The sequence below is a fragment of the Shinella sp. genome, assembly GCF_035998705.1.
Taxonomy (GTDB): domain Bacteria; phylum Pseudomonadota; class Alphaproteobacteria; order Rhizobiales; family Rhizobiaceae; genus Shinella.
Genome location: NZ_DASYHH010000012.1, coordinates 23981 through 43426 on the forward strand (window position 1 = coordinate 23981; position 19446 = coordinate 43426).

18 protein-coding genes are annotated in these 19446 nt (G+C 61.6%); 10 read left to right on the top strand and 8 right to left on the bottom strand.

Features of this window, described 5'->3' with window-relative positions; genetic code table 11:
* Positions 1 to 13 precede the first annotated feature (13 nt).
* Positions 14 to 1126, top strand: a complete 1113-nt coding sequence (locus VGN93_RS09925) for an enolase C-terminal domain-like protein (RefSeq protein WP_327507367.1) — start codon at positions 14 to 16, stop codon at positions 1124 to 1126.
* 196 nt (positions 1127 to 1322) lie between these two features.
* On the opposite strand, the gene VGN93_RS09930 is transcribed toward VGN93_RS09925, so the two are convergent.
* The 8 genes from VGN93_RS09930 to VGN93_RS09965 form a co-directional block, all read right to left on the bottom strand.
* Positions 1323 to 1604 (bottom strand): hypothetical protein, encoded by a 282-nt coding sequence (locus VGN93_RS09930; RefSeq protein WP_327507368.1) that lies wholly within the window; start codon positions 1602 to 1604, stop codon positions 1323 to 1325.
* Between the two features lie 13 nt (positions 1605 to 1617).
* The gene (locus tag VGN93_RS09935; RefSeq protein WP_327507369.1) at positions 1618 to 3870 is read right to left on the bottom strand and encodes a xanthine dehydrogenase family protein molybdopterin-binding subunit; all 2253 of its coding nucleotides are present in this window, start codon (positions 3868 to 3870) and stop codon (positions 1618 to 1620) included.
* Positions 3871 to 3879: 9 nt separating this feature from the next.
* Positions 3880 to 4896 carry a xanthine dehydrogenase family protein subunit M gene (locus VGN93_RS09940; protein WP_327507370.1) on the bottom strand — a complete coding sequence of 339 codons (1017 nt, stop codon included), beginning with the start codon at positions 4894 to 4896 and terminating at the stop codon, positions 3880 to 3882.
* Complete coding sequence (locus VGN93_RS09945; protein WP_327507371.1) at positions 4893 to 5420, bottom strand: (2Fe-2S)-binding protein; 528 nt, start codon at positions 5418 to 5420, stop codon at positions 4893 to 4895. The genes VGN93_RS09940 and VGN93_RS09945 overlap by 4 nt, the downstream gene beginning before the upstream one ends.
* 252 nt (positions 5421 to 5672) lie before the next feature.
* Positions 5673 to 5867 carry a hypothetical protein gene (locus tag VGN93_RS09950; protein ID WP_319314910.1) on the bottom strand — a complete coding sequence of 65 codons (195 nt, stop codon included), beginning with the start codon at positions 5865 to 5867 and terminating at the stop codon, positions 5673 to 5675.
* On the bottom strand, positions 5857 to 6069 hold the full coding sequence (locus VGN93_RS09955) for a hypothetical protein (protein WP_319314908.1): 213 nt from the start codon (positions 6067 to 6069) through the stop codon (positions 5857 to 5859). The genes VGN93_RS09950 and VGN93_RS09955 overlap by 11 nt, the downstream gene beginning before the upstream one ends.
* An 88-nt stretch (positions 6070 to 6157) precedes the next feature.
* Positions 6158 to 6775: a flavodoxin family protein gene (locus VGN93_RS09960; RefSeq protein WP_327507372.1), complete on the bottom strand. Its 618-nt coding sequence runs from the start codon at positions 6773 to 6775 to the stop codon at positions 6158 to 6160.
* 137 nt (positions 6776 to 6912) lie between these two features.
* Entirely contained in the window at positions 6913 to 7992 is a 1080-nt protein-coding gene (locus VGN93_RS09965) for a sn-glycerol-3-phosphate ABC transporter ATP-binding protein UgpC (RefSeq protein WP_327507586.1), read from the bottom strand.
* 100 nt (positions 7993 to 8092) lie between these two features.
* Here VGN93_RS09965 and VGN93_RS09970 point away from each other — a divergent pair, with 100 nt between their 5' ends.
* The 9 genes from VGN93_RS09970 (at position 8093) to VGN93_RS10010 (ending at position 19266) form a co-directional block, all read left to right on the top strand.
* Positions 8093 to 8779, top strand: a complete 687-nt coding sequence (locus tag VGN93_RS09970) for a GntR family transcriptional regulator (protein ID WP_327507374.1) — start codon at positions 8093 to 8095, stop codon at positions 8777 to 8779.
* Positions 8776 to 9756, top strand: coding sequence for an alpha/beta hydrolase (locus tag VGN93_RS09975; RefSeq protein ID WP_327507375.1), 981 nt, complete (start codon positions 8776 to 8778; stop codon positions 9754 to 9756). The genes VGN93_RS09970 and VGN93_RS09975 overlap by 4 nt, the downstream gene beginning before the upstream one ends.
* Before the next feature lie 24 nt (positions 9757 to 9780).
* Positions 9781 to 10983, top strand: a complete 1203-nt coding sequence (locus tag VGN93_RS09980; RefSeq protein ID WP_327507376.1) for a sugar ABC transporter substrate-binding protein — start codon at positions 9781 to 9783, stop codon at positions 10981 to 10983.
* A gap of 106 nt (positions 10984 to 11089) precedes the next feature.
* Complete coding sequence (locus VGN93_RS09985) at positions 11090 to 12013, top strand: sugar ABC transporter permease (protein WP_327507377.1); 924 nt, start codon at positions 11090 to 11092, stop codon at positions 12011 to 12013.
* Positions 12010 to 12843: a carbohydrate ABC transporter permease gene (locus tag VGN93_RS09990; protein ID WP_319314893.1), complete on the top strand. Its 834-nt coding sequence runs from the start codon at positions 12010 to 12012 to the stop codon at positions 12841 to 12843. Before VGN93_RS09985 ends, VGN93_RS09990 begins: the two co-directional genes overlap by 4 nt.
* Before the next feature lie 21 nt (positions 12844 to 12864).
* Positions 12865 to 13746, top strand: coding sequence for a sugar phosphate isomerase/epimerase family protein (locus VGN93_RS09995; protein WP_327507378.1), 882 nt, complete (start codon positions 12865 to 12867; stop codon positions 13744 to 13746).
* Positions 13743 to 14738 (top strand): Gfo/Idh/MocA family oxidoreductase, encoded by a 996-nt coding sequence (locus VGN93_RS10000; protein WP_327507379.1) that lies wholly within the window; start codon positions 13743 to 13745, stop codon positions 14736 to 14738. Before VGN93_RS09995 ends, VGN93_RS10000 begins: the two co-directional genes overlap by 4 nt.
* Positions 14735 to 15850: a mannitol dehydrogenase family protein gene (locus VGN93_RS10005; RefSeq protein WP_327507380.1), complete on the top strand. Its 1116-nt coding sequence runs from the start codon at positions 14735 to 14737 to the stop codon at positions 15848 to 15850. Before VGN93_RS10000 ends, VGN93_RS10005 begins: the two co-directional genes overlap by 4 nt.
* Positions 15851 to 16197: 347 nt before the next feature.
* Positions 16198 to 19266 (top strand): autotransporter outer membrane beta-barrel domain-containing protein, encoded by a 3069-nt coding sequence (locus VGN93_RS10010; RefSeq protein ID WP_327507381.1) that lies wholly within the window; start codon positions 16198 to 16200, stop codon positions 19264 to 19266.
* Positions 19267 to 19446 lie beyond the last annotated feature (180 nt).

The following is a 19446-nucleotide window of genomic DNA, read 5'->3' on the forward strand; positions in this document are numbered from 1 at the left end:
CCGAGGCAAGAGCATGAAGATCGTCGACGTAACCGTCACCCAGTTCGAGCAAGCGAATATCCGCAGCCTCTCATTCGGACCGCACAACTCCCCCACCACAGGCAAATCGATGCTCGGCCTCGTGACGGTGACGACCGATGAAGGCTTGGAGGGACATGCTTTTCTGGGCTCGATCACAAAGTCGTCCGAACTGGATGCCCTCTCCCTCATTCAAACCCTCAAGCCTATCCTTCTTGGCCGCGATCCGCTCGACAGGGAAGTGTTGCATCAGCAGATCTGCAAGCGGTTTCGCTCAACGACCTGGCGCTGCATCGGCGCCATCGATGTCGCACTCTGGGATCTTGCGGGCAAGATTGCCGGACTACCGATCTACCGGCTAATAGGAGGGTACCGGCAGTTGGTGCCGGCCTATGCGAGCTCTCCGGGCCACGAAAGCGTTGAGGCCTATGTACAGGAAGCGCTGGAAACCAAGGCACGTGGTTTTCATGCATACAAGATCCATCCGCCGCGCAAGGGCTGGCAACGCGACATCGAAGTTTGCAAGGCGGTTCGCAAGGCCGTCGGCAACGACTACCGGCTTATGCTCGATTCGACCTGGATGTACACCTATACAGAGGCCCTGCGTGTAGGCAGGGCGATCGAGGAGCTCGGGTTCTATTGGTTCGAGGATCCGCTCGCGGAAGACGACATCTATAACTATGCCAAGCTTCGCCAGAAGCTAGACATTCCAATCCTTGCAACCGAGTTTTCGTCCGGGGGCTTTCACGCCTATGCCCCATGGATCATGAGCCAGGCGACCGACTACCTTCGCGGAGACGTTGCGGTGAAGGGCGGGATCACGGCTTGCATGAAGACGGCACATCTCGCGGAGGGCTTCCAGATGACGTACGAAATCCATCATGGCGGAAATTCACTCAACAACGTCGCCAATCTCCATGTGATGTGCGGCATCCGCAATTCGGAATTCTTCGAGGTCATCCTCCCCGACGAAGTGCAGAAATTCGGGCTGATCAACGACATCGAGATTGATGCCAATGGCATGGCGCGAGTCCCTGAGGCTCCGGGCCTCGGCGTTGAGATCGACTTCACCGTCATCGGCCGCAACACGATCTCCGTTCTCAGCTAGAGCACAGCAGCACCCCGCCCCGACCGGTGTCGGTCAACACGAAGGTCTTGAAGGGTTTCGAACCTTCAATCCACCTCATATATTTCGTATGGAATGGCGCTTGCAATTTGCGTGCGACGTCAGCCGATCCACTGGCGGCGACGCATTCGCGTAATCGCGATTGCCAGCAGGCCAATCAAAACCGAGCCGGTGAGCATCATTGATGCGATCCGTCAGGAACAGCGCCATCACGAATTCGTTGAGCGAGATGACGAAGGCGAACAATGCGGACGAGAAAATACCCGTCGTGCATGCCGGCAGCACGACCTCGATGAACACACGCGCAGGACGAGCGCTGCAATTCGGCATTGAAGGGCTCGATCACCGTTTGCTTGAACACGGTTTCGTATCCGCATAGGTCTTTCGGGCGATCGACAGCATGCTGCGGCTCATCAGGTTCGATATGCTCGACATCCGCATGATAACGAAGAGGCGTCATAGGAGGTGGTTCGTCATTGCACGGTCTCACTCTCGAGAATCTTGTCGACAGTGATCGGAAAAGTGCGGATGCGCTTGCCGGTGGCGTGGAAGATGGCGTTCGAGACCGCGGCGGCGACCCCGACAATGCCGATCTCTCCAAGTCCCTTGACCCCGATTGGGCTTGCCTTGTCGTCGTCCTCGTCCACAAAGATCACCTCGATGTCCCGGATATCCGCATGGGCCGGCACATGGTATTCAGCGAGATTGTGATTCATGATCCGCCCCGTACGATGGTCGATCATGCCTTCCTCGTGCAGTGCCATACCGAGCCCCATGACGACGCCGCCAAAAATCTGGCTGCGCGCAGTCTTGGGGTTGAGGATGCGGCCGGCCGCGATGGCGCTGACGACGCGTGTCACGCGCACGATGCCGAGGTCCTCGTCCACCTTCACCTCGACGAACACGGCCGAATGACTGTAGGCGGCAAACGTCATCATGCTCATCATGTCCGGGGCCACCTTGGCATGTTCTTCGATGGACGACAGGCCGGCGGCGTGCATGATATCGGCAATGGCGATGCCGGTCTGGTGGTTGGCCTCCAGTACAAGGCGCCCTTCGGCTATCACGACCTGATCCTCCGAGGCTTTGGCAAGCGGCGAGTCCTCCATCTCCCGGGCATGGCCGAGCAGGGTCTTGATCACGGTCTTTGCAGCCTTCTGAACGGCAGAGCCGGTCGACGCCGCGGTCCAGGAGCCACCCTGAACACCGGTTTTCGGCAGGGCCGATTCTCCGATGTTCACGGTCACCTGTTCTATCGGCACATCGAATTCTTCAGCCGCAAGCTGGCCAAGGATGGTATATGTACCGGTACCGATGTCCGAGGCGGCAGCGGCGATGATGACTTTGCCGTCCGCGAACAATTGTGCCGTGGCTTCCGCCGGCGCCATCGTCGCTTCCCAGATGCCACCCGCCATGCCCCAGCCCACGAGATCGTGGCCATCGCGCATCGAGCGCGGAGCAGGAGATCGCTTTGACCACCCGAAACGCGTCGCACCCTCGCGATAGCAGGCGTGCAGGGCCTTCGACGTGATCGCTTTGTCCTGGTTTTGGTCCCGGTGGATGAAATTGCGGACGCGCAGGTCCACAGGATCGACACCCACCTCATAGGCGAGTTCGTCCATCGCCGTTTCCAGCGCGGTGACACCGGTTGCAGCGCCCGGTGCGCGCATATCCCCGGGCGTTGCCATGTCGAGCTTCGCAAGCTCGTAGGAAAGCTTTGCATTTTCGCATTTGTAGGCAAGGCCCGTCCAGTTCGCGACGTTTTCCTGGTAGTCCTCGTAGCGCGAGGTAGCATGCACGGCGTGGTGCATGACGGAAAGCAGATGCCCCTGCGCATCCGCCGCGAGCGATACGGTCTGGACGCTGGAGGGGCGCCAGGTCAGGTAGAACATTTCCCGCCGCGTCATCTCCACCTTCATCGACCGGCTGAGGTCGAGGCTTGCCATGACGGCAAGCACCAGATGGTGTTTCGGCCTGAGCCCCTGGCCGAAAGCGCCGCCGACAAAACTATTCTTGACGAGGACCTTTTCCGGATCCAGGCCGAAGACGCCGCAGACATGGTCACGCGAATTCTGCGACCCCTGCGTCTTGTCGTGGATCGTGAGTTCGCCATCCTTTTCGAACAGCACGGTCGCGGCGAAGAGTTCCATCGGATTGTGGTGTTCGCCTTCGATGACATAGTCCGCGGAGATCTTATGGGGCGCGGAGGCGAAGGCGGCTTCGGCGTCTCCGCGTGGCGGCGGCGGGAGGAACTGCTTCATGCGCGCGACCGGCGGTTCATAACTGTTGTGCTGTTCTGCAATGATATCGGTATGGGGCTCGTCGGTCGCATAGTCGGCGCGGATCAGAGCTGCGGCATCGCGCGCGGCCTCCGGCGTCTCGGCGACGACGAAGGCGACCGGCTGGCCGTCGAACAGCACGCGGTCGTTTTCCAGCGGGCGAAAAGGATGGCCGGGAACGGCTACCTCATCCTTCCATTTTTTGTCGCGATAAGCGAGCTTCGGCCGGTTCTCGTGGGTGTAGACCTTCACGACGCCGGGGAAACGCTCGGCTGCCTTCGTATCGATCGCGGTGATACGGCCGGAGGCGATGGTTGCAAGCGCGATGGAGCCAAAAAGCATTCCCGGCTCGAAATGCTCGGCCGCATATTTGGCCTGCCCGGTCACCTTGAGCGGTCCATCGATGCGCGACACCGGGAGACCTACGATCTTGGATTGGTTGAACATTCCGGCCTCCTACTGGATTGCCTTGACCGCCTGGTCCTGCGGGCGTCCGCTGGCCGCTTGTCTGAGGGCGCGGACAATGGTCTTGCGGGCAAGGGGGATTTTGAAGTCGTTGTCGCCTTGGCCCATCGCACCGGCAAGCAGACGGTCGGCGACGCGCTGAAACGTCGCTTCATCGGCTTGCGCGCCGGAAAACTCCGCCTCGGCAAGCGGGTCGCGCCACGGCTTGTGGGCGACGCCGCCGAGCGCGATGCGCAACTCGACGATCCGCCGGTCGGCGGTCTCCATCGCCACGGCGACTGAGACGAGTGCAAAGGCGTAGGACAGCCGGTCTCGCAGTTTCAAATAGGTGTGATGGCCGGCGAAATGATTGGGCGTGAGACGAATGCCGGTGATGATCTCACCATGCGCGAGCGTATTGTCCCTCTCCGGCTCGTCACCCGGCAGGCGGTGAAACTCCGCGAAGGCGTTCTGCCGCGCTCCCGCCGGTCCCTCCACCTCCACCACAGCATCGAGTGCGGCAAGTGCCACGCACATGTCCGACGGATGAACCGCGATACACATGTCGCTCGCGCCAAGGATCGCATGGATTCGGTTGAGGCCGCCGATCGCCGAACAGCCCGATCCCGGCTCGCGTTTGTTGCAGGGCGTCGAAGGATCGTAGAAATAGTAGCAGCGGGTCCGCTGCAGAAGATTGCCACCGGTCGTCGCAGCATTGCGAAGTTGCGGCGAGGCGCCGGCAAGGATCGCGCTCGAGAGCAGCGGAAAGCGCGCTTTGATGCGCGCGTCGTAGGCCACCGCCGAATTGCTGGCGAGTGCCCCGATACGAATGCCCCCATCGGGCAGATCGTCGATGTCCTTCAGCGGCAGGCGGTTGATATCGACGATCGCGTCGGGCTTCGCCACATCGTATTTCATGAGGTCGACGAGGTTGGTGCCGCCAGCCATCAGCTGCGCCTGCGGGTTCGCGACAAGTGCGGCAACGGCATCACCAACGGTCTCGGCGCGGGTATAGGAGAACGGTTTCATTCGGCAGCCTCCCGGTACGGGTGGGTGCCCTGCTTGCCCAGCACGTCCTCGATCGCGTCAGCAATGTTCGTATATGCGCCGCACCGACAGAGATTGCCGCTCATCAGCTCGCGGATTTCCTCACGCGAATGCGCATGGCCTTCGTTCACGAGGCCGACGGCGGAACAGATTTGGCCTGGCGTGCAGTAGCCGCACTGGAAGGCATCGTGCTCGACGAATGCCGTCTGTATCGGGTGCATATTGCCCGGCGCGCCCAGTCCCTCGATGGTCGTGATCTCGCGGCCGTCCAGCGTGACCGCCAGCTTGAGACACGAGTTAATCCTTTCACCCTCGATCAGCACCGTGCAGGCGCCACACTGGCCATGGTCGCATCCCTTCTTCGTGCCGGTGAGCTGCAGGTCGTCGCTTCGCAGCAGGTCGAGAAGCGTGGTCCATGGATGGATATCGAAAGAATGGGCCTTGCCGTTGATAGTCAACGACAGTGGACTGGTGGGGAATGCTGAGTGGGCGAGCGCGGTATCCATTGGTCCTGCCTTTCACACTAACGACCAGTCGCAAACGAAGGCAAACGGGGCATTGTTCCAACCACTATCCGATGGTCGGACTGGTCAACTCTGGACGGTCGTGAACGAATGCGATGAACTCTTGCCTATCTCAATTCGGTGAACGAGGGCGGATTCTACGGTTGGTCTTGGAGCTGCTATGGCCGGCATATCGATCCACCCCCTACGGCCGGATTTGGTGGAGACAGAACCCCGGCAGTACCATCATGGTGTTCACGACTGATCCGGCTGTTGATCGTCGAAGCCGACATCCCAGTCTTTCTGACGCTTCTTCCCCGGGGGATCCCTATGCGCCGTCGCGTCTTCGGATCCAGTGATGACAGTCGGCTTGGCGCTCGCCACACCGCTGGCCTTACGATCGGCTTGAGACGGTGCAAACTGACCGCTCGTCTCGCGTCTATCGCTCATTGCTTCGCTCCCTCGCTTTCAACGCGTCCGAAGGGCGTCTCCGCTCCGGGCTTTTGTTCGTTTCGCCGGCCGCGTCGCGCGCGGTATCCGGATCGTCCTTTGCCGGAAGATATCCACGCGGCCGGTTTTCCTGAGGTCCCTCCCAGCGGGGAGATTGGTCCGTCGTGCCGGGCGCGCCGTCGCGGGGTTTGTTGGCAACCATTGTCGTGTCTCCTTTTCGTCACTAAACCAATCTGCCAGCCCGATGTTCCGTGGTGAGCGTCAGGTGTTCTGGGCAATCCGGGTGGTGTTTACTCATCCTCGCCGGGATAGGCCTTTTCCTTCAGCAGACGCGCAACATGCGCCGTGTTGCGCGCGACGAGGTCGAGCGTGGATTGCACTACCTCCGGAATCTCCTTGAGATCGACGAAATTGACCGAGCCCATGGCCTCGCCGACCCAATAGGTCACCGCATTGGCGGGAATGGTGAAGCCGACATCGTTCAGCGCCTGGAAGAGTTCGGCCGAGACGTGATGTGCGCCATCCTCGTTGCCGACCACCGCGACGGCGGCGACCCGGCCATAGGAGACCATGCGACCCTTGTCGTCCTTCTCCTCGAGGAAGGCGTCCATGCGCTCCATGGCGCGCTTGCACACGCTCGACGGCTGGCCCATCCAGATCGGCGTTCCCATGACGAGAATATCCGCGTCGAGAATTTTCCGGCGGATACCCGGCCACGCATCGCCTTCGCCTTCGTCGGAGGTGACGCCGGGCTTGATGTCGTGGTCGGCAAGCTGGATGAACGTCGTCGACACGTCGTAGGGCTCCATTGCTTCTGCCAGCAGTCGGAGCATGCGTTCGGTGGAGGACGGATCGGTTGCGGCTTTCGTCTTCAGGGTGCAGTTGAGCGCCAATGCTGTCAGGGTCATCTGTTCGCCTCGCAGAGTGGATGTCGGAGAGCAACCGACTTTTCCGCGAAATGTTCCAGGCGCCTGAAGCCTGCGGACGGCGCGGCGCCAAAGGGCAGACCGCGCCGGATCGGTTTGACCTGCTTGTCGGCGGGGGGTTAGTTGATCCGCAGGCCGGAGGCTTTCTCGAACAGGTGAATCGCATCCGTGTTCGGGCGGACGTGAATAGGGTCGCCCACGCGGATCGGCGTATCGCGCGGAAACTCGACGGTCAGCATGCGGGCTTCACCGATCTCCACGTAGCCATAGGTCTGGCTTCCCAGCCGTTCGGCAACGGCGAGGTCGCCGCTGAACCAGGCTTCCTCCTGTGGGCAGGCGGTGAGGTCTTCCGGGCGGATGCCGAGCGTCACAGCACCGGGCGCAATCCGCGCCGTGCCTGCACCGGCAAGCGGCAAAGTTCGATCTTTGAAAGACAAGGCTTTTTCATTGCCATGGGACATGAGTTCGACAGTCATCGTGTTCATGGTGGGGCTGCCGATGAAGCGGGCGACGAACAGGCTCGCCGGGCGATGGTAGAGATCGAGCGGGGCGCCGATCTGTTCGATCCGGCCCGCGTTCAGCACGACGATGCGGTCGGCGAGCGTCATGGCCTCGACCTGATCGTGGGTGACGTAGACGGTCGTCGCCTTCATGCGGTTGTGCAGCTTGGCGATCTCCAGGCGCATTTCGACGCGGAGAGCCGCGTCGAGATTGGAAAGCGGTTCGTCGAAAAGGAAGGCCGAGGGCTCGCGCACGATGGCGCGGCCCATGGCGACACGCTGGCGCTGGCCACCGGAAAGCTGGGCCGGCCGTCGATCCAGAAAGGGCTCGATTTTGAGGATGCCGGCGGCATGCGAGACACGCCGGTCGATCGTTTCCTCTGCCGTGCCGCGCATTTTCAGGCCGAAAGCCATGTTTTCGCGCACGCTCATATGGGGGTAGAGCGCATAGTCCTGAAAGACCATGGCAATGTCGCGCTCGGACGGCGGCAATGCGTTCACCACCTTGCCGCCGATGTCCAATACCCCGCCCGATATCTCTTCAAGACCAGCGATCATGCGCAGCAGGGTGGACTTGCCGCAGCCGGAAGGCCCGACAAGGACCAGGAATTCGCCACTCGCAATATCGATGTCGACGTCATGGATGACCTCTAGCGAACCATAGGTTTTCCGGATCTGCCTCAATGCGATTGCGGTCACGGTTTTCTCCTCCAGTGGGTCAATCGGCACTTGACCTTCATTATCGATATCAATATCAATAATGATACTGACGCCGATTAGCAACTCCATGAGCCGGGCGATGACTTATTTTTCTACAGCGTCCAATGCGAGACACGCCGCCAAGCCGGCGAAGTCGGCGGCCGCCTTCAACGCGCTCAAGCGCGATATCATGCTGGGCATTCTTCCGTCGGGTACGGCTTTGACGGAGCTGGAGCTTGCGGCGCATTTTTCGTGCAGTCAGGGCACGGTGCGCGAGGCGCTTCTGCAATTGCAGGAAGAGGGCCTAGTGCGCCGGCAGGGCCACCGCGGCACGCAGGTTTCCGAGTGCACGGAAGCGGAGGCCGTGGAAATGTTCCGCGTGCGCCAGCAGATCGAGTGCAACGGCATCGTCCGGGCGTTGCAGGCGCCGAGCCGCACGCTGGTGGTGGACCTGAAGGCGCTCTTTGCCGCGATGATCGACGCAGGGAAGACTGGCGACGAACTGGAACTCGCGTCCTTCGATCGGGATTTTCATCGCCGCATCTTTCAGGACGCGCAGCTGCCGGCGCTCGATCCGATCCTGCACCGCTGCCTGGTACACAATCATCGTTTCAAGATTTCGCGCAGCACGACGCCGCGTGATCTCGTGGCGACGGCCCAGCGTCATGGCGCGATCGTCGAGGCGATTGAAAGCGGGAATGTGGCGGCCGCGAGCGCGGCCTTGAGCCACCATATTGCGACCATCGTCGATTTCGGCCCAGACGTTTTTGCGGATGCAACGCAATGAGCGCGGTGCCGGACATGTCGCGACTTTCGCCTGAAATGGCCGGATTGCTCGCCCGTGTGGCAGCCGAAACGGGGCCTCAGCTCGATCCGACGACGCTGCCGCCGTCAGAAGGCCGCGCGCTTTCCGCCGAGGGCAACCGGCGCTGGAATGTCGATATGCCCGACATGGTCACGGTCGCCGATGTCTTTATTGACGCGGATGAAAGCCTTGGCTCCGATCGGGTGCGTCTCAAGGTTCTGGTCCCTCCGGGCGCAGGTGCAGGCGCGGTCATTTTCGTACACGGCGGCGGTTTTGCCTTTTGCAGCCCGGAGACCCATGAGCGCTGTGCCCGCGTACTGGCCCTCGAATGTGGTCTTCCCGTGCTGTTGCCGGATTATCGCCTCGCGCCGGAGCATCCCTATCCCGCGGGCCTGATGGATGTGATCGCGACGATCCGCAACGCCTTTGTCGTTTCCGCACCCTATGGTGTCGCGCATGGTCCGCTGTTGCTTTCCGGCGATTCGGCAGGCGCCAACCTCGCATTGGCTGCCATGTTGCACGAGCAGGGCAAGGGGTGTCCGCCGGTGGCCGGGGCGCTGCTTTTCTATGGAACCTATGCCGGTGATTTTCACACGCAGTCGTATCGGGATTTCGAAAACGGTCCCGGCCTGACGACGATGAAGATGCAGCGCTATTGGCAGTGGTATGTCGGTGATCAAGACGTCTCGGCCGATCCGCTCGCCTGCCCGCTTGCTGCAACCGACGCGGCTCTGGCAGCCCTGCCGCCGCTTCACCTGATGGCGGCTGGAGTCGATCCCTTGCTGTCCGACAGCGTCGCGCTGCACGCGCGCCTGAAACGCCTCGGGCGCGGCGAGAGGCTGACCGTCGTGCCGGGCGTCACGCATGGTTTTTTGCAAAACACGCTTGATCTGGCTGCCGCGCGGGAGGCGCTGGCAGCAGCAGGAGCCGATGCCAGACAAATGGCCGGCTCGAACTGATTTCGATTTTCAAAGGAGGAGATAATGAAAATCTGGAAGAAACTGGCAATCGGCGCCGCACTCGCGACGTCGCTTCTGGCAAGCACGGCGTCGGCGGAAACCGTTCGCTTCTGGTACCACTTCGACAACCCTGAAAATCCGATGGCCGATCTGGTCGCCAAGTTCGAGGCGGCCAATCCGGGCATCGAGGTCGAGGCGGAAAACGTTCCGTGGAACAGCTATTACGACAACCTCTACACCGCGCTTGTCGGTGGCAACGCACCGGATGCCGCTATGGTCAAGCTCTTTGCCCAGCCGCGCCTTCTCGAAATGGGCGCACTGGAGCCGCTTGGCGAGCGCATCGGCGCCTGGCCCGGCAAGGCGGATCTGCTCGACAATCTGCTGGAGCTCAACAAGGGACCGGATGACCAGCAATATTATCTGCCGATCCAGTATGTCGTGCTCTATCTCTACTATCGCACCGATCTCTTCGAACAGGCCGGCCTGAAGCCGCCGACCACCTGCGACGAGTTCCGCGATGCGGCCACCAAGCTCACCAAGGCGCCGGCGACCTATGGCTTCGGCCTGCGCGGCGGCAAGGGCGGCTGGGACCAGTGGGGTGCCTTCGTGCTGTCACAGGGCGCGAAGCTGGAGCCGGGCGGCCTGACGACCCCGCAGGCGATCGCTGCCAACCAGTGGCTGATCGACCTCTTCCAGAAGGACAAGGTCATTCCTGCTTCGGCGCCGAACGACGGCTTCCAGGAAATCACCGGTGCCTTCAAGAAGGGGACCACGGCTATGACGATCCATCATATCGGCTCGTCCAACGACATGGTGAAGGCGCTTGGCGACAAGGTTTCGGCGGTGCCGGTGCCGGAATGCGGCGGCGGTCGCTGGACGTCCTACGGCGACGAATCGCTGGCGATCTTCTCGTCGTCGGAGGTGAAGGATGCGGCCTGGAAGTGGATCTCCTTCCTGGCCGAGGGCGAAAACAACGTGGCCTTCAACAAGGCGACGGGCCAGATGACGGTGACCAAGAGCGGGTCGGCGAACTGGACGTTGCATGAGCGCCGCTTCGTCGATGCGACCGTCCAGTCGCTGCCCTTCGCAAAGGTGCTGCCGCAGAACACCGCGACATCGGAGTTCGTCAACACGGCCTGGCAGACGGCGATGCAACAGGCGCTGACCGGCCAGATCACCTCCGAGCAGATGATGCAGCAACTCGAAGCGCTGTTCGCGCAGCAGTAATCTCTCCGGAGCGGGCGATCCTCCGCCCGCTCCGAACTCCCATCCGCCCAGCCCGAACATCAGGGCGGGTGGGCCCTTTTGATTGCCAACGGCCGGGAACGACCGAATGACCGCGACGACAGCTCCGAAACCCACCCCAATCGCGATACCCACACCGTGGAACGTGCGGCTGATGCCCTACATTCTGCTGGCGCCTGCGGTGCTCGTCACGCTGTTCATCGTGTTCTTCCCCATGGTGCAGGCGGTCTTCACCAGTCTCTACGATCTCATCCTCTGGAAGCCGAATGCCAGCCGCCTCGTGGGCTTCGGCAACTATGTGAAGCTTTTCGCCGACCCGGTGTTCTGGACGGCGCTCTGGAACACGGCGCTCTGGATCGGCCTCACCGTGCCCTTGCAGATGGGGCTCGGCCTCCTCACGGCGCTGCTGCTCAATCGCGAATTTCCCTGGCGCGGCCTGGCGCGCGCGCTCATCATCATCCCCTGGGCGTTGCCGAGCGTCGTGATCGCGCTGATGTGGCGCTGGATCTACGATCCCAATACCGGCGTGCTGAACGACATCCTGCTCTATCTCTCGGTCGTACAGTCGGCGGTGCCGTGGCTTGCCGATCCCAAACTCGCGCTCTACGCGATCATCGCGACGCTCACCTGGCAGGGCTTTCCCTTCTTCGCGGTCATGATCCTCGCCGGTCTCCAAGGCATTCCGAGAAGCCACTATGAGGCCGCGTCGATCGACGGCGCCTCGGCCTGGCGGCAGTTCGTCCATATCACGCTGCCCGGTATCGCGCCGGTCCTGGCGACGGCGGGGCTGCTGCGCGTCATCTGGGTCGCCAACTCGATGGACGTCATCTTCGTCATGACCGGCGGCGGGCCGGGCTACGCGACCCATACGCTGCCGCTCTACGCCTTCGTTCGCGCCCGGCAGAACCTCGATTTCGGTTACGGCACGACGATTGCCGTGACCTTCACCATCCTTCTCGGCGCGATCGTCGCCGTCTATCTCGCCCGGACCATGCGGGAGGTCGAACGATGAACAAGCCATCCACGCTACGCCGCATCCTCACCACCGATCTGCCGGTGCTGGTGATCGTGCTCTTCGCCATGGGACCGTTCGCCTGGATGGTGCTGACCTCGCTGACCCCGACGGAAACGCTCAACGCTACCGGTGTTTCGGTGTCCCCGGCCGGCTGGAGCCTCGACAATTACGTGCGCCTGCTCCGGCAGACGTCGTTCCTCGGCAACATGCTCGACAGCCTCATCATCGCCTGCGGCACGGTGGTGCTCGGCCTCGCGGTGGCGGTCACGGCAGCCTATGCCTTCTCGCGGTTCCGCTTTGCCGGGCGCAAGCTGCTGATGCTGCAGTTCCTGCTCATCAACATGTTCCCGATCGTGCTGCTGATCCTGCCGCTCTTCGTGCTGATGCGGAAAGTCGGTATCCTCGACACGCATTTCGGCCTGATCCTCGCCAATGCGACCGTCGCCATTCCCTTCGCGGTCTGGATGCTGACGAGCTATATCGGCGCGATCCCGAAGAGCCTCGATGAAGCGGCGATGATCGACGGCTGTTCGCGGCTGACGGCGCTGCGCCGTGTCGTGCTGCCGCTCACCATGCCCGGCATCATCTCCACGGGCATCTACATCTTCATCACCGCATGGAACGAATATCTCTATGCCCTGACGCTCGGCGGCAAGAATGTGCGTCCGGTCACGGTCGCGATCCAGACGCTGATCGGCGAATACCAGATCGAATGGGGCCTGCTTGCCGCCGGTGCGGTTGTAGGCGCCATGCCGGCAACCCTGCTTTTCCTCATCGTGCAACGCCGCCTCATCGGCGGGCTGACCCAGGGCGCGGTGAAGGGCTGAATGCGAATGAGAGGACAGACAATGAACCCCGTCGGGTTGATCTCCATGCAATATGCGCGGCCATTCACGGCCGAGCACTTCCGGCATTTTGCCGAAATGCGCAGGCTCGGCTACGATTTCGTCGAGCTTCTCGTGCCGGAACCCGGCGAACTCGACCTCGAGGAGACGCGTCGCGCGCTTGAGGGGGCGGGACTCGGCGTCGTGCTCGCCGCCCGCGTCAATCTCCAGCGCAACCTGTCGTCGGATGATCCCGCGGCCCATCGCGCGGGCATCGATTATCTCAAATACACGGCCGATTGCGCAGCCGCTCTCGGGGCCACCATTGTCGGCGGTCCGCTCACCGGCAATCCGCTGGTTTTCGCCGGTCGCCCGCCGCAGCCGGTGACGGAGGAAGAGCGGCTCGCCCGCAAGACGCGCTGCGTTGCGGGATTGAAAGAGGCGGGCGACCATGCAGCGGCGCTCGGTGTCGTCCTGGCCGTGGAGCCCCTCAATCGTTTCGAGAGCGACGTGCTGTGCACGACGCAGCAGGCGATAGAATTGCTCGATGCCGTCGATCATCCCGCCGTGCAGCTCATGCTCGACACCTTCCACATGCACATGGAGGAGGCCTCGATTGCCGAGGCGATCCGGCTTGGCGGCAAACGCGTCGCGCATTTCCAGGCCAACGAGAACCATCGCGGATTTCCGGGAACGGGTGCGACCGACTGGATCGAGGTGTTCCGGGCGCTCCACGAGATCGGCTACGAGGGACCTGTCTCGCTCGAACCCTTCCGCCGCAACGACGACCGATTCGGCGTGCCCTTCGCGCAATGGCGTCCGCCGCACGAGGATGAGAGCGCGTGTCTCGCTGCCAGTGCCGACTTCATCAAATCCCACATCCTGCTTACGGAATATCGTCGATGACACTCAAGATCGGTTGGATCGGCTGTGGCATTCATGCCACCCAGATGCTGCTTCCGCAGCTCGTTCGCCATGACGTCCAGGTGACGGCGCTCTGCGACATCGACGGCAATCGTCTCGCCTCGGCGGGGCGGCAGTTCGGCGTTACGAACCTGACGAGCGATGCCGAAGAGCTCATTCGACGTCCCGATATCGATGCCGTCGGCATGGCTGTGGGACCGGATCAGCACCTGATGTTCGGCAAGAAGGCCCTCGAACGCGGCCTGCCCGTATTCATGGAAAAACCACCGTCCGGCAGTGCCGCAGGCGCGCGCGAATTGCTGGCGGCTTCTGAAAAATCCCGCAGGCCTCTGCTTGTCGGCTTCATGAAGCGCTATTCCGCCGGCAACAAGGTTGCCGCAAACATTCTGCGATCCGGCCGTTTCGGCGATATCTACGGCCTGACCGGCTACTATATGACGGCACCTGGCTATTTTGCCGGCAATGTCGACTATACCGGCTTCTTCCTGCATCACTGCGTGCATTACATGGACCTCGTTTCCTTCTTCGTTTCCCCGGTGAGGAAACTGACGGCCCGCAAGGTCGAGAAAGGCAGAGGCAAGGTCCTCTTTCATGTGAATTTCGATTTCGAATGCGGTGCGATCGGCACGATTGCCATGGGCACCATGCAATCCCGCGGTGCGCCGGTGGAACGGCTGGAGATCATGGGCGACCATCAGCGTATCGAGGTCGATAATGTCATCGAGGTGCGCTGGAACCGCAATCCGCCCTTCAAGGTGGACGATCCTGTTGCCACGCTCGCCGACGCCGACGACACGTTGACGTGGAAGCCGAATTTCACGGCTGCCGCCAACGAGGATCCAAAGGGCTACCATTCACTGCTGGCCGACGTGGTCCCCGCGCTCGCAGGCGGCGAGACACCGGCACCGACGATCCGTGACGGCGTAATCGCCATGGAGCGGCTGGAAACCCTTCGGCGCGAGCTGGCGCTTTGACCGCGGATGGCGGCGTGAAAACGCCTGTCATTCAGTTCGGAACCAGCCGGTTCCTGCAAGCCCATGCAGACCTCTTTCTCTCGGAAGCAACGCTGCCTTTGACGGTCACCATCGTACAGACGTCCGGCGATGCCGCGCGCAGCCGGCGGCTTGCCGCCCTTGCAGCACCGGAGGGCTACCCGGTTCGCATTCGCGGGCTTTCGGAAGGACGCGTCGTCGATGAGACGAAAACGGTAACTTCCGTGACGCGGTGCCTCTCCGCATCCACCGAATGGACACAGGTGGTCCGTGTCTTCGTCGAGGAGGCGGAGTTCGTTCTGTCCAATACGGGGGATGCCGGCTACCAGAGCCAGCCGGAGGACGGTGCGGCAACCTATCACCCGTCGATGAGCTTTCCCGCCAAGCTCTTTCATCTGCTCGCCGCCCGGCATGCTGCCGGCGCCGCACCGCTCGTCGTGATGCCGATGGAGCTCGTCGTCGACAACGGCGCGGTTCTGAAAAATGCCGTCCTGGCGGTGGCGCGTCTCCGTGGTGGTAGCGACGCCCTGATTTCATACATCGAAGAGCGGGTATTCTGGGCTTGCAGCCTCGTTGACCGCATCGTTTCGGAGCCGATGGAACCGGCCGGCGCCGTGGCGGAGCCCTATGCGCTCTGGGCGATCCAGAAGGGGCCGGGCATCGTTGCGCCCTGCATCCATCCGGCCATCGAGATGGTCGACGACCTGACGGAAATCGAGCGGCTGAAACTGCACATTCTGAACCTCGGCCATACGGTTCTGGTCGATCTGTGGCGCCGACGGGGCGGGCAAGGCGATCCGATCGTGCGCACTTTCATGGCGTCGCCCGGCGTGCTGGACGAGTTGATGGAGATCTATCGGCGGGAGGTTATTCCGGTCTTCGCCCATCTCGGCCAAGGAGAGGCGTCGGAGCGCTACATGGCCGTCACCCTGGAGCGTTTTGCCAATCCGTTCCTCGACCACCGTCTTGTGGACATCGGGCAAAATCACGCCCAGAAAATCGAGCGCCGTATCAAGGCCTTTGTGGACCTTGCCCACCGTAGCGGATACCCCCATCAGCAACCCCGCCTTATGAGAATCCTTTCAAGCGGGTGAAGACTCAACAGATGGTACGTCCGCCCGGCAGGTCGAAGGTGGCATCACGCCCATGCCGAGGCCGACGAAAATGATGAAGAGCCAGAGGGCGTGGTCGACCGCTGCCTGAAACGCGGCACACAAATCCTCGCCGCGAATCGCGCCAGGTTAAGGCGACGCCATCGTGCCACTCCAACGCCGCTTAGAAGGGTGTCATCCCCCAACCCGGTCAGTTTCGCCTTTCGTTAAAGACGTAACGGCAACACAAGCCGCTGAGATTAATGCGTTATTAACCATAAAACGACAATCATAAGCTGAATTTTATTGAATTTATCGCGGCTGACTTTTTGCTACGGGGGCGTGCGTAAATGTTCTGCAATGCCGGCGGAGAGCGACGAACTGATATTGCAGGCCGGGTGCGGATCGTTTGGCCTGTGCGGTTGAGGAGCTTGCTTAAAACCGAGGTCGCCATCATCGGTTGCTTTCTGTCAGCCGTCGCCACTCCGGTCTTTGCACAAAGCACCGAGTGGACCGGAGCGACCGATAGTGACTGGTTTAATGCAAGCAATTGGAGCGATGGCACGCCCGACGCGTCGAGCTACGGGATTATCTCCTCTGGCTCGGTGGTTATCAACGGCGCCGCTGCCGAGGCCGATGCAGTCGGCATCGACCCAACCGGTACAGTGACGGTGACAGGTTCCAGCTCCTCGTGGACGCTGCGGGATGTTTATCTTCGGGGTGGTGTACTCGACATCGAGGATGGGGGTACGGTCCAACTTAGAGGCACGATGTTCCTCGACTCGGGCGACCTTCTGGTCTCGGGCGGCGGCTCCAGCTTCACGACAACAGCAGACTTGGTACTCGGGCGTGAGACAGGCGCCACGACCATCACGGTTGAGGATGGCGGGCAGCTAACCACGGGCCGCAGCTATATCGGCGAAGGTATCGGCGCAACCGGCAATTCCGTTGCTGCCACCAGTCTGGAGGCCGTTCTCACGGGACCGGGTTCAATCTGGAACGCTGGCAGCTTCCTGGCTGTCGGCGGCACGGCGACGATGGAAGCCATGTTGATGATCTCCGACGGCGGCCTCATGACGGTCAACGGGAGTGGCCACATCGGGCGCGGTGGTCTTGGGGCAACAACGGTGACCGGCCCCGGATCCGAATTGCGCTTGAACACGGCCGGTCTCACCGTGGGTACGTTCTTCGATGGAAACGTCGGGCGGGGAAGCCTCACAGTGGAAGACGGCGGTCTCGTGACGACCACAACTCTCACCATAGGGGGTGACAACAGCGGCTCAAGCGGAAGGCTCCATGTCAACGGCACGTCAGGCGCGGAAGGTGTTGTCTTCGTCAACAGTCTGCGCAAATACCAGGGCGATGCCTCGGTCGTATTCGATGGCGGCATTCTGCGCGCGAGGGGCGACAACGACGTCTTCATTCGGGGTTTCGACGATGGCGACCTCGTGATCGGGCCCGGAAAGATGTTCGTCGATTCCAATGGCTTCACCGTGGCGGCTCGGAGCGTTTTGACCGGGGCAGGTGCGCTTGAGAAGATTGGCGCAGGAACCCTGGTCCTCGCGACAGACAACACCTATGCCGGCGGCACAACGATTACGGATGGTACGTTGCAAATCGGGGATGGCGGGACGTCAGGGTGGATACTCGACGACACCATAACCAACAATGACGGCGTCCTGGCGTTCAACCGCTCGGACACGGTGACATTCGATGGCGAGATCGCGGGAACAGGCGGCGTCTACCAAATCGGAACGGGGACGACCAAGCTCACCGCCGACAGTTCCAATCTCACGGGCGTCTCCCAGGTTCAGGCCGGCATCCTATCGGTCGATGGCGTGCTCGGTGGTGCGCTGGAGGTGATTGGCGGGCGGCTTCAGGGTAGCGGCCGGGTCGGTCGCACCACCAATTTTACCGGCGGCGTCATTGCGCCCGGCAATTCGATCGATACGCTGACCATCGCCGGTGATTATATCGGCAGTGGCGGCACGCTCGAAATCGAGACCGTGCTGGGGGATGACAGTTCGCTTTCGGACAAGCTCGTCGTGACCGGCAACACTTCCGGCCACACCGGTGTAAAAGTCATCAATCTCGGCGGGGTCGGTGCTTCGACGACCGAAGGTATCAAGATTATCGATGTTGCCGGCCTTTCGAACGGGGATTTCACCCTTCTGGGCAGCTACACATATGCGGGCGATCCAGCAGTGGTCGCAGGGGCATATGCCTATCGTCTTTACAAGGGTGGCTTGAGCACCCCGATGGATGGCGATTGGTATCTGCGTTCGGTCTTACACTCGGACGATCCGGTTGATCCCACCGACCCGACGGACCCAACCGACCCGACTGATCCGACGGACCCAACCGATCCTACGGATCCAACGGATCCCGATGACCCGACCGATCCGACCGATCCCGACGACCCTGATGTCCTCTATCAGCCCGGTGCATCTATTTACGAGGCTTATGCAGGCGTGCTGCAGACCTTCAACGCTCTCGATACGATGCAACAACGAATCGGCAATCGAGCATGGTCGAATGGCGCAGCCGATACGGGCGTCTCTTCCGAGGCTGCCAATATCCGTGCTGGCATCTGGGCCAGGATCGTGGCTAGCCAGGACAGTATCGACCCAAAATCCTCCACCACCCGCATCGATTACGACAGCCGCACATGGCAGTTGCATGCCGGGGTCGATGGCGTGCTCTATACAGGGGAGTTCGGCGAACTGGTTGGAGGCCTCTCGGCGCACTACGGTACAGTTTCTGCCGATGTCAGGTCGGTATTCGGCGCGGGCACGATCGACAGCACGGGCTATGGTGTGGGAGGGACGCTGACCTGGTATGAGACCAACGGCTTTTATCTCGATGCCCAGGCCAAGCTGACCTGGTATGATAGTGACCTCTTCTCAACCACGGCGAACACCGGCCTGGTTTCGGGGAATGGCGGCTTTGGCTATGCGGTGGGTTTGGAGGCGGGCCAGCAGATCGCGCTTGATCCCAATTGGTCGATTACGCCACAGGCGCAGCTGACCTATTCCGCGGTCGACTACGACAAGTTCACCGACGTCTTCGGTGCTGCTGTTGCCCTGACGGGCGGTGACTATTTCAGAGGCCGTCTCGGCCTGTCCATCGACCATCAGAACAACTGGACCGGGGATTCCGGCGAGACGAGGCGCATCCATGCCTATGGCATCGCCAACCTCTACTACGACTTCTCGCCGGGTACGTCGGTCAACGTCGCCGATGTCAGGCTCGCCAGCAGGCAGGATCCACTTTGGGGCGGCCTGGGAGCTGGCGGCACCTACAAATGGGGGAGCGACAGATATGCCCTCCACGGCGAAATGACTGCCAACACGAGCCTGGGCGACTTCACCAAAAGCTACAGCATCAAGGGAACCGTGGGCTTTAACGTCAGGTTCTAGAGTTTGTCAGGGAAAAGTGGGGATGGGGCCAAAGTCGCGAACGAAGGATGGCCATCAGCCGCGCGGTAAGACGGGCTGGCTTGACGCAGTGTCTCAGACCTGTAGATGCCGATGACGGGGACGCCAGAAGGTCCCTATCCCTACGCGGCATCCCCCGGTTCAGCACAGTCTTCTGCCGCG

Coding starts and splice junctions, on each gene's coding strand:
- VGN93_RS09925 (WP_327507367.1), top strand. CDS start 14: ATGAAGATCGTCGACGTAACCGTCACCCAGTTCGAGCAAGCGAATATC.
- VGN93_RS09930 (WP_327507368.1), bottom strand. CDS start 1,604: ATGACGCCTCTTCGTTATCATGCGGATGTCGAGCATATCGAACCTGAT.
- VGN93_RS09935 (WP_327507369.1), bottom strand. CDS start 3,870: ATGTTCAACCAATCCAAGATCGTAGGTCTCCCGGTGTCGCGCATCGAT.
- VGN93_RS09940 (WP_327507370.1), bottom strand. CDS start 4,896: ATGAAACCGTTCTCCTATACCCGCGCCGAGACCGTTGGTGATGCCGTT.
- VGN93_RS09945 (WP_327507371.1), bottom strand. CDS start 5,420: ATGGATACCGCGCTCGCCCACTCAGCATTCCCCACCAGTCCACTGTCG.
- VGN93_RS09950 (WP_319314910.1), bottom strand. CDS start 5,867: ATGAGCGATAGACGCGAGACGAGCGGTCAGTTTGCACCGTCTCAAGCC.
- VGN93_RS09955 (WP_319314908.1), bottom strand. CDS start 6,069: ATGGTTGCCAACAAACCCCGCGACGGCGCGCCCGGCACGACGGACCAA.
- VGN93_RS09960 (WP_327507372.1), bottom strand. CDS start 6,775: ATGACCCTGACAGCATTGGCGCTCAACTGCACCCTGAAGACGAAAGCC.
- VGN93_RS09970 (WP_327507374.1), top strand. CDS start 8,093: ATGACTTATTTTTCTACAGCGTCCAATGCGAGACACGCCGCCAAGCCG.
- VGN93_RS09975 (WP_327507375.1), top strand. CDS start 8,776: ATGAGCGCGGTGCCGGACATGTCGCGACTTTCGCCTGAAATGGCCGGA.
- VGN93_RS09980 (WP_327507376.1), top strand. CDS start 9,781: ATGAAAATCTGGAAGAAACTGGCAATCGGCGCCGCACTCGCGACGTCG.
- VGN93_RS09985 (WP_327507377.1), top strand. CDS start 11,090: ATGACCGCGACGACAGCTCCGAAACCCACCCCAATCGCGATACCCACA.
- VGN93_RS09990 (WP_319314893.1), top strand. CDS start 12,010: ATGAACAAGCCATCCACGCTACGCCGCATCCTCACCACCGATCTGCCG.
- VGN93_RS09995 (WP_327507378.1), top strand. CDS start 12,865: ATGAACCCCGTCGGGTTGATCTCCATGCAATATGCGCGGCCATTCACG.
- VGN93_RS10000 (WP_327507379.1), top strand. CDS start 13,743: ATGACACTCAAGATCGGTTGGATCGGCTGTGGCATTCATGCCACCCAG.
- VGN93_RS10010 (WP_327507381.1), top strand. CDS start 16,198: ATGTTCTGCAATGCCGGCGGAGAGCGACGAACTGATATTGCAGGCCGG.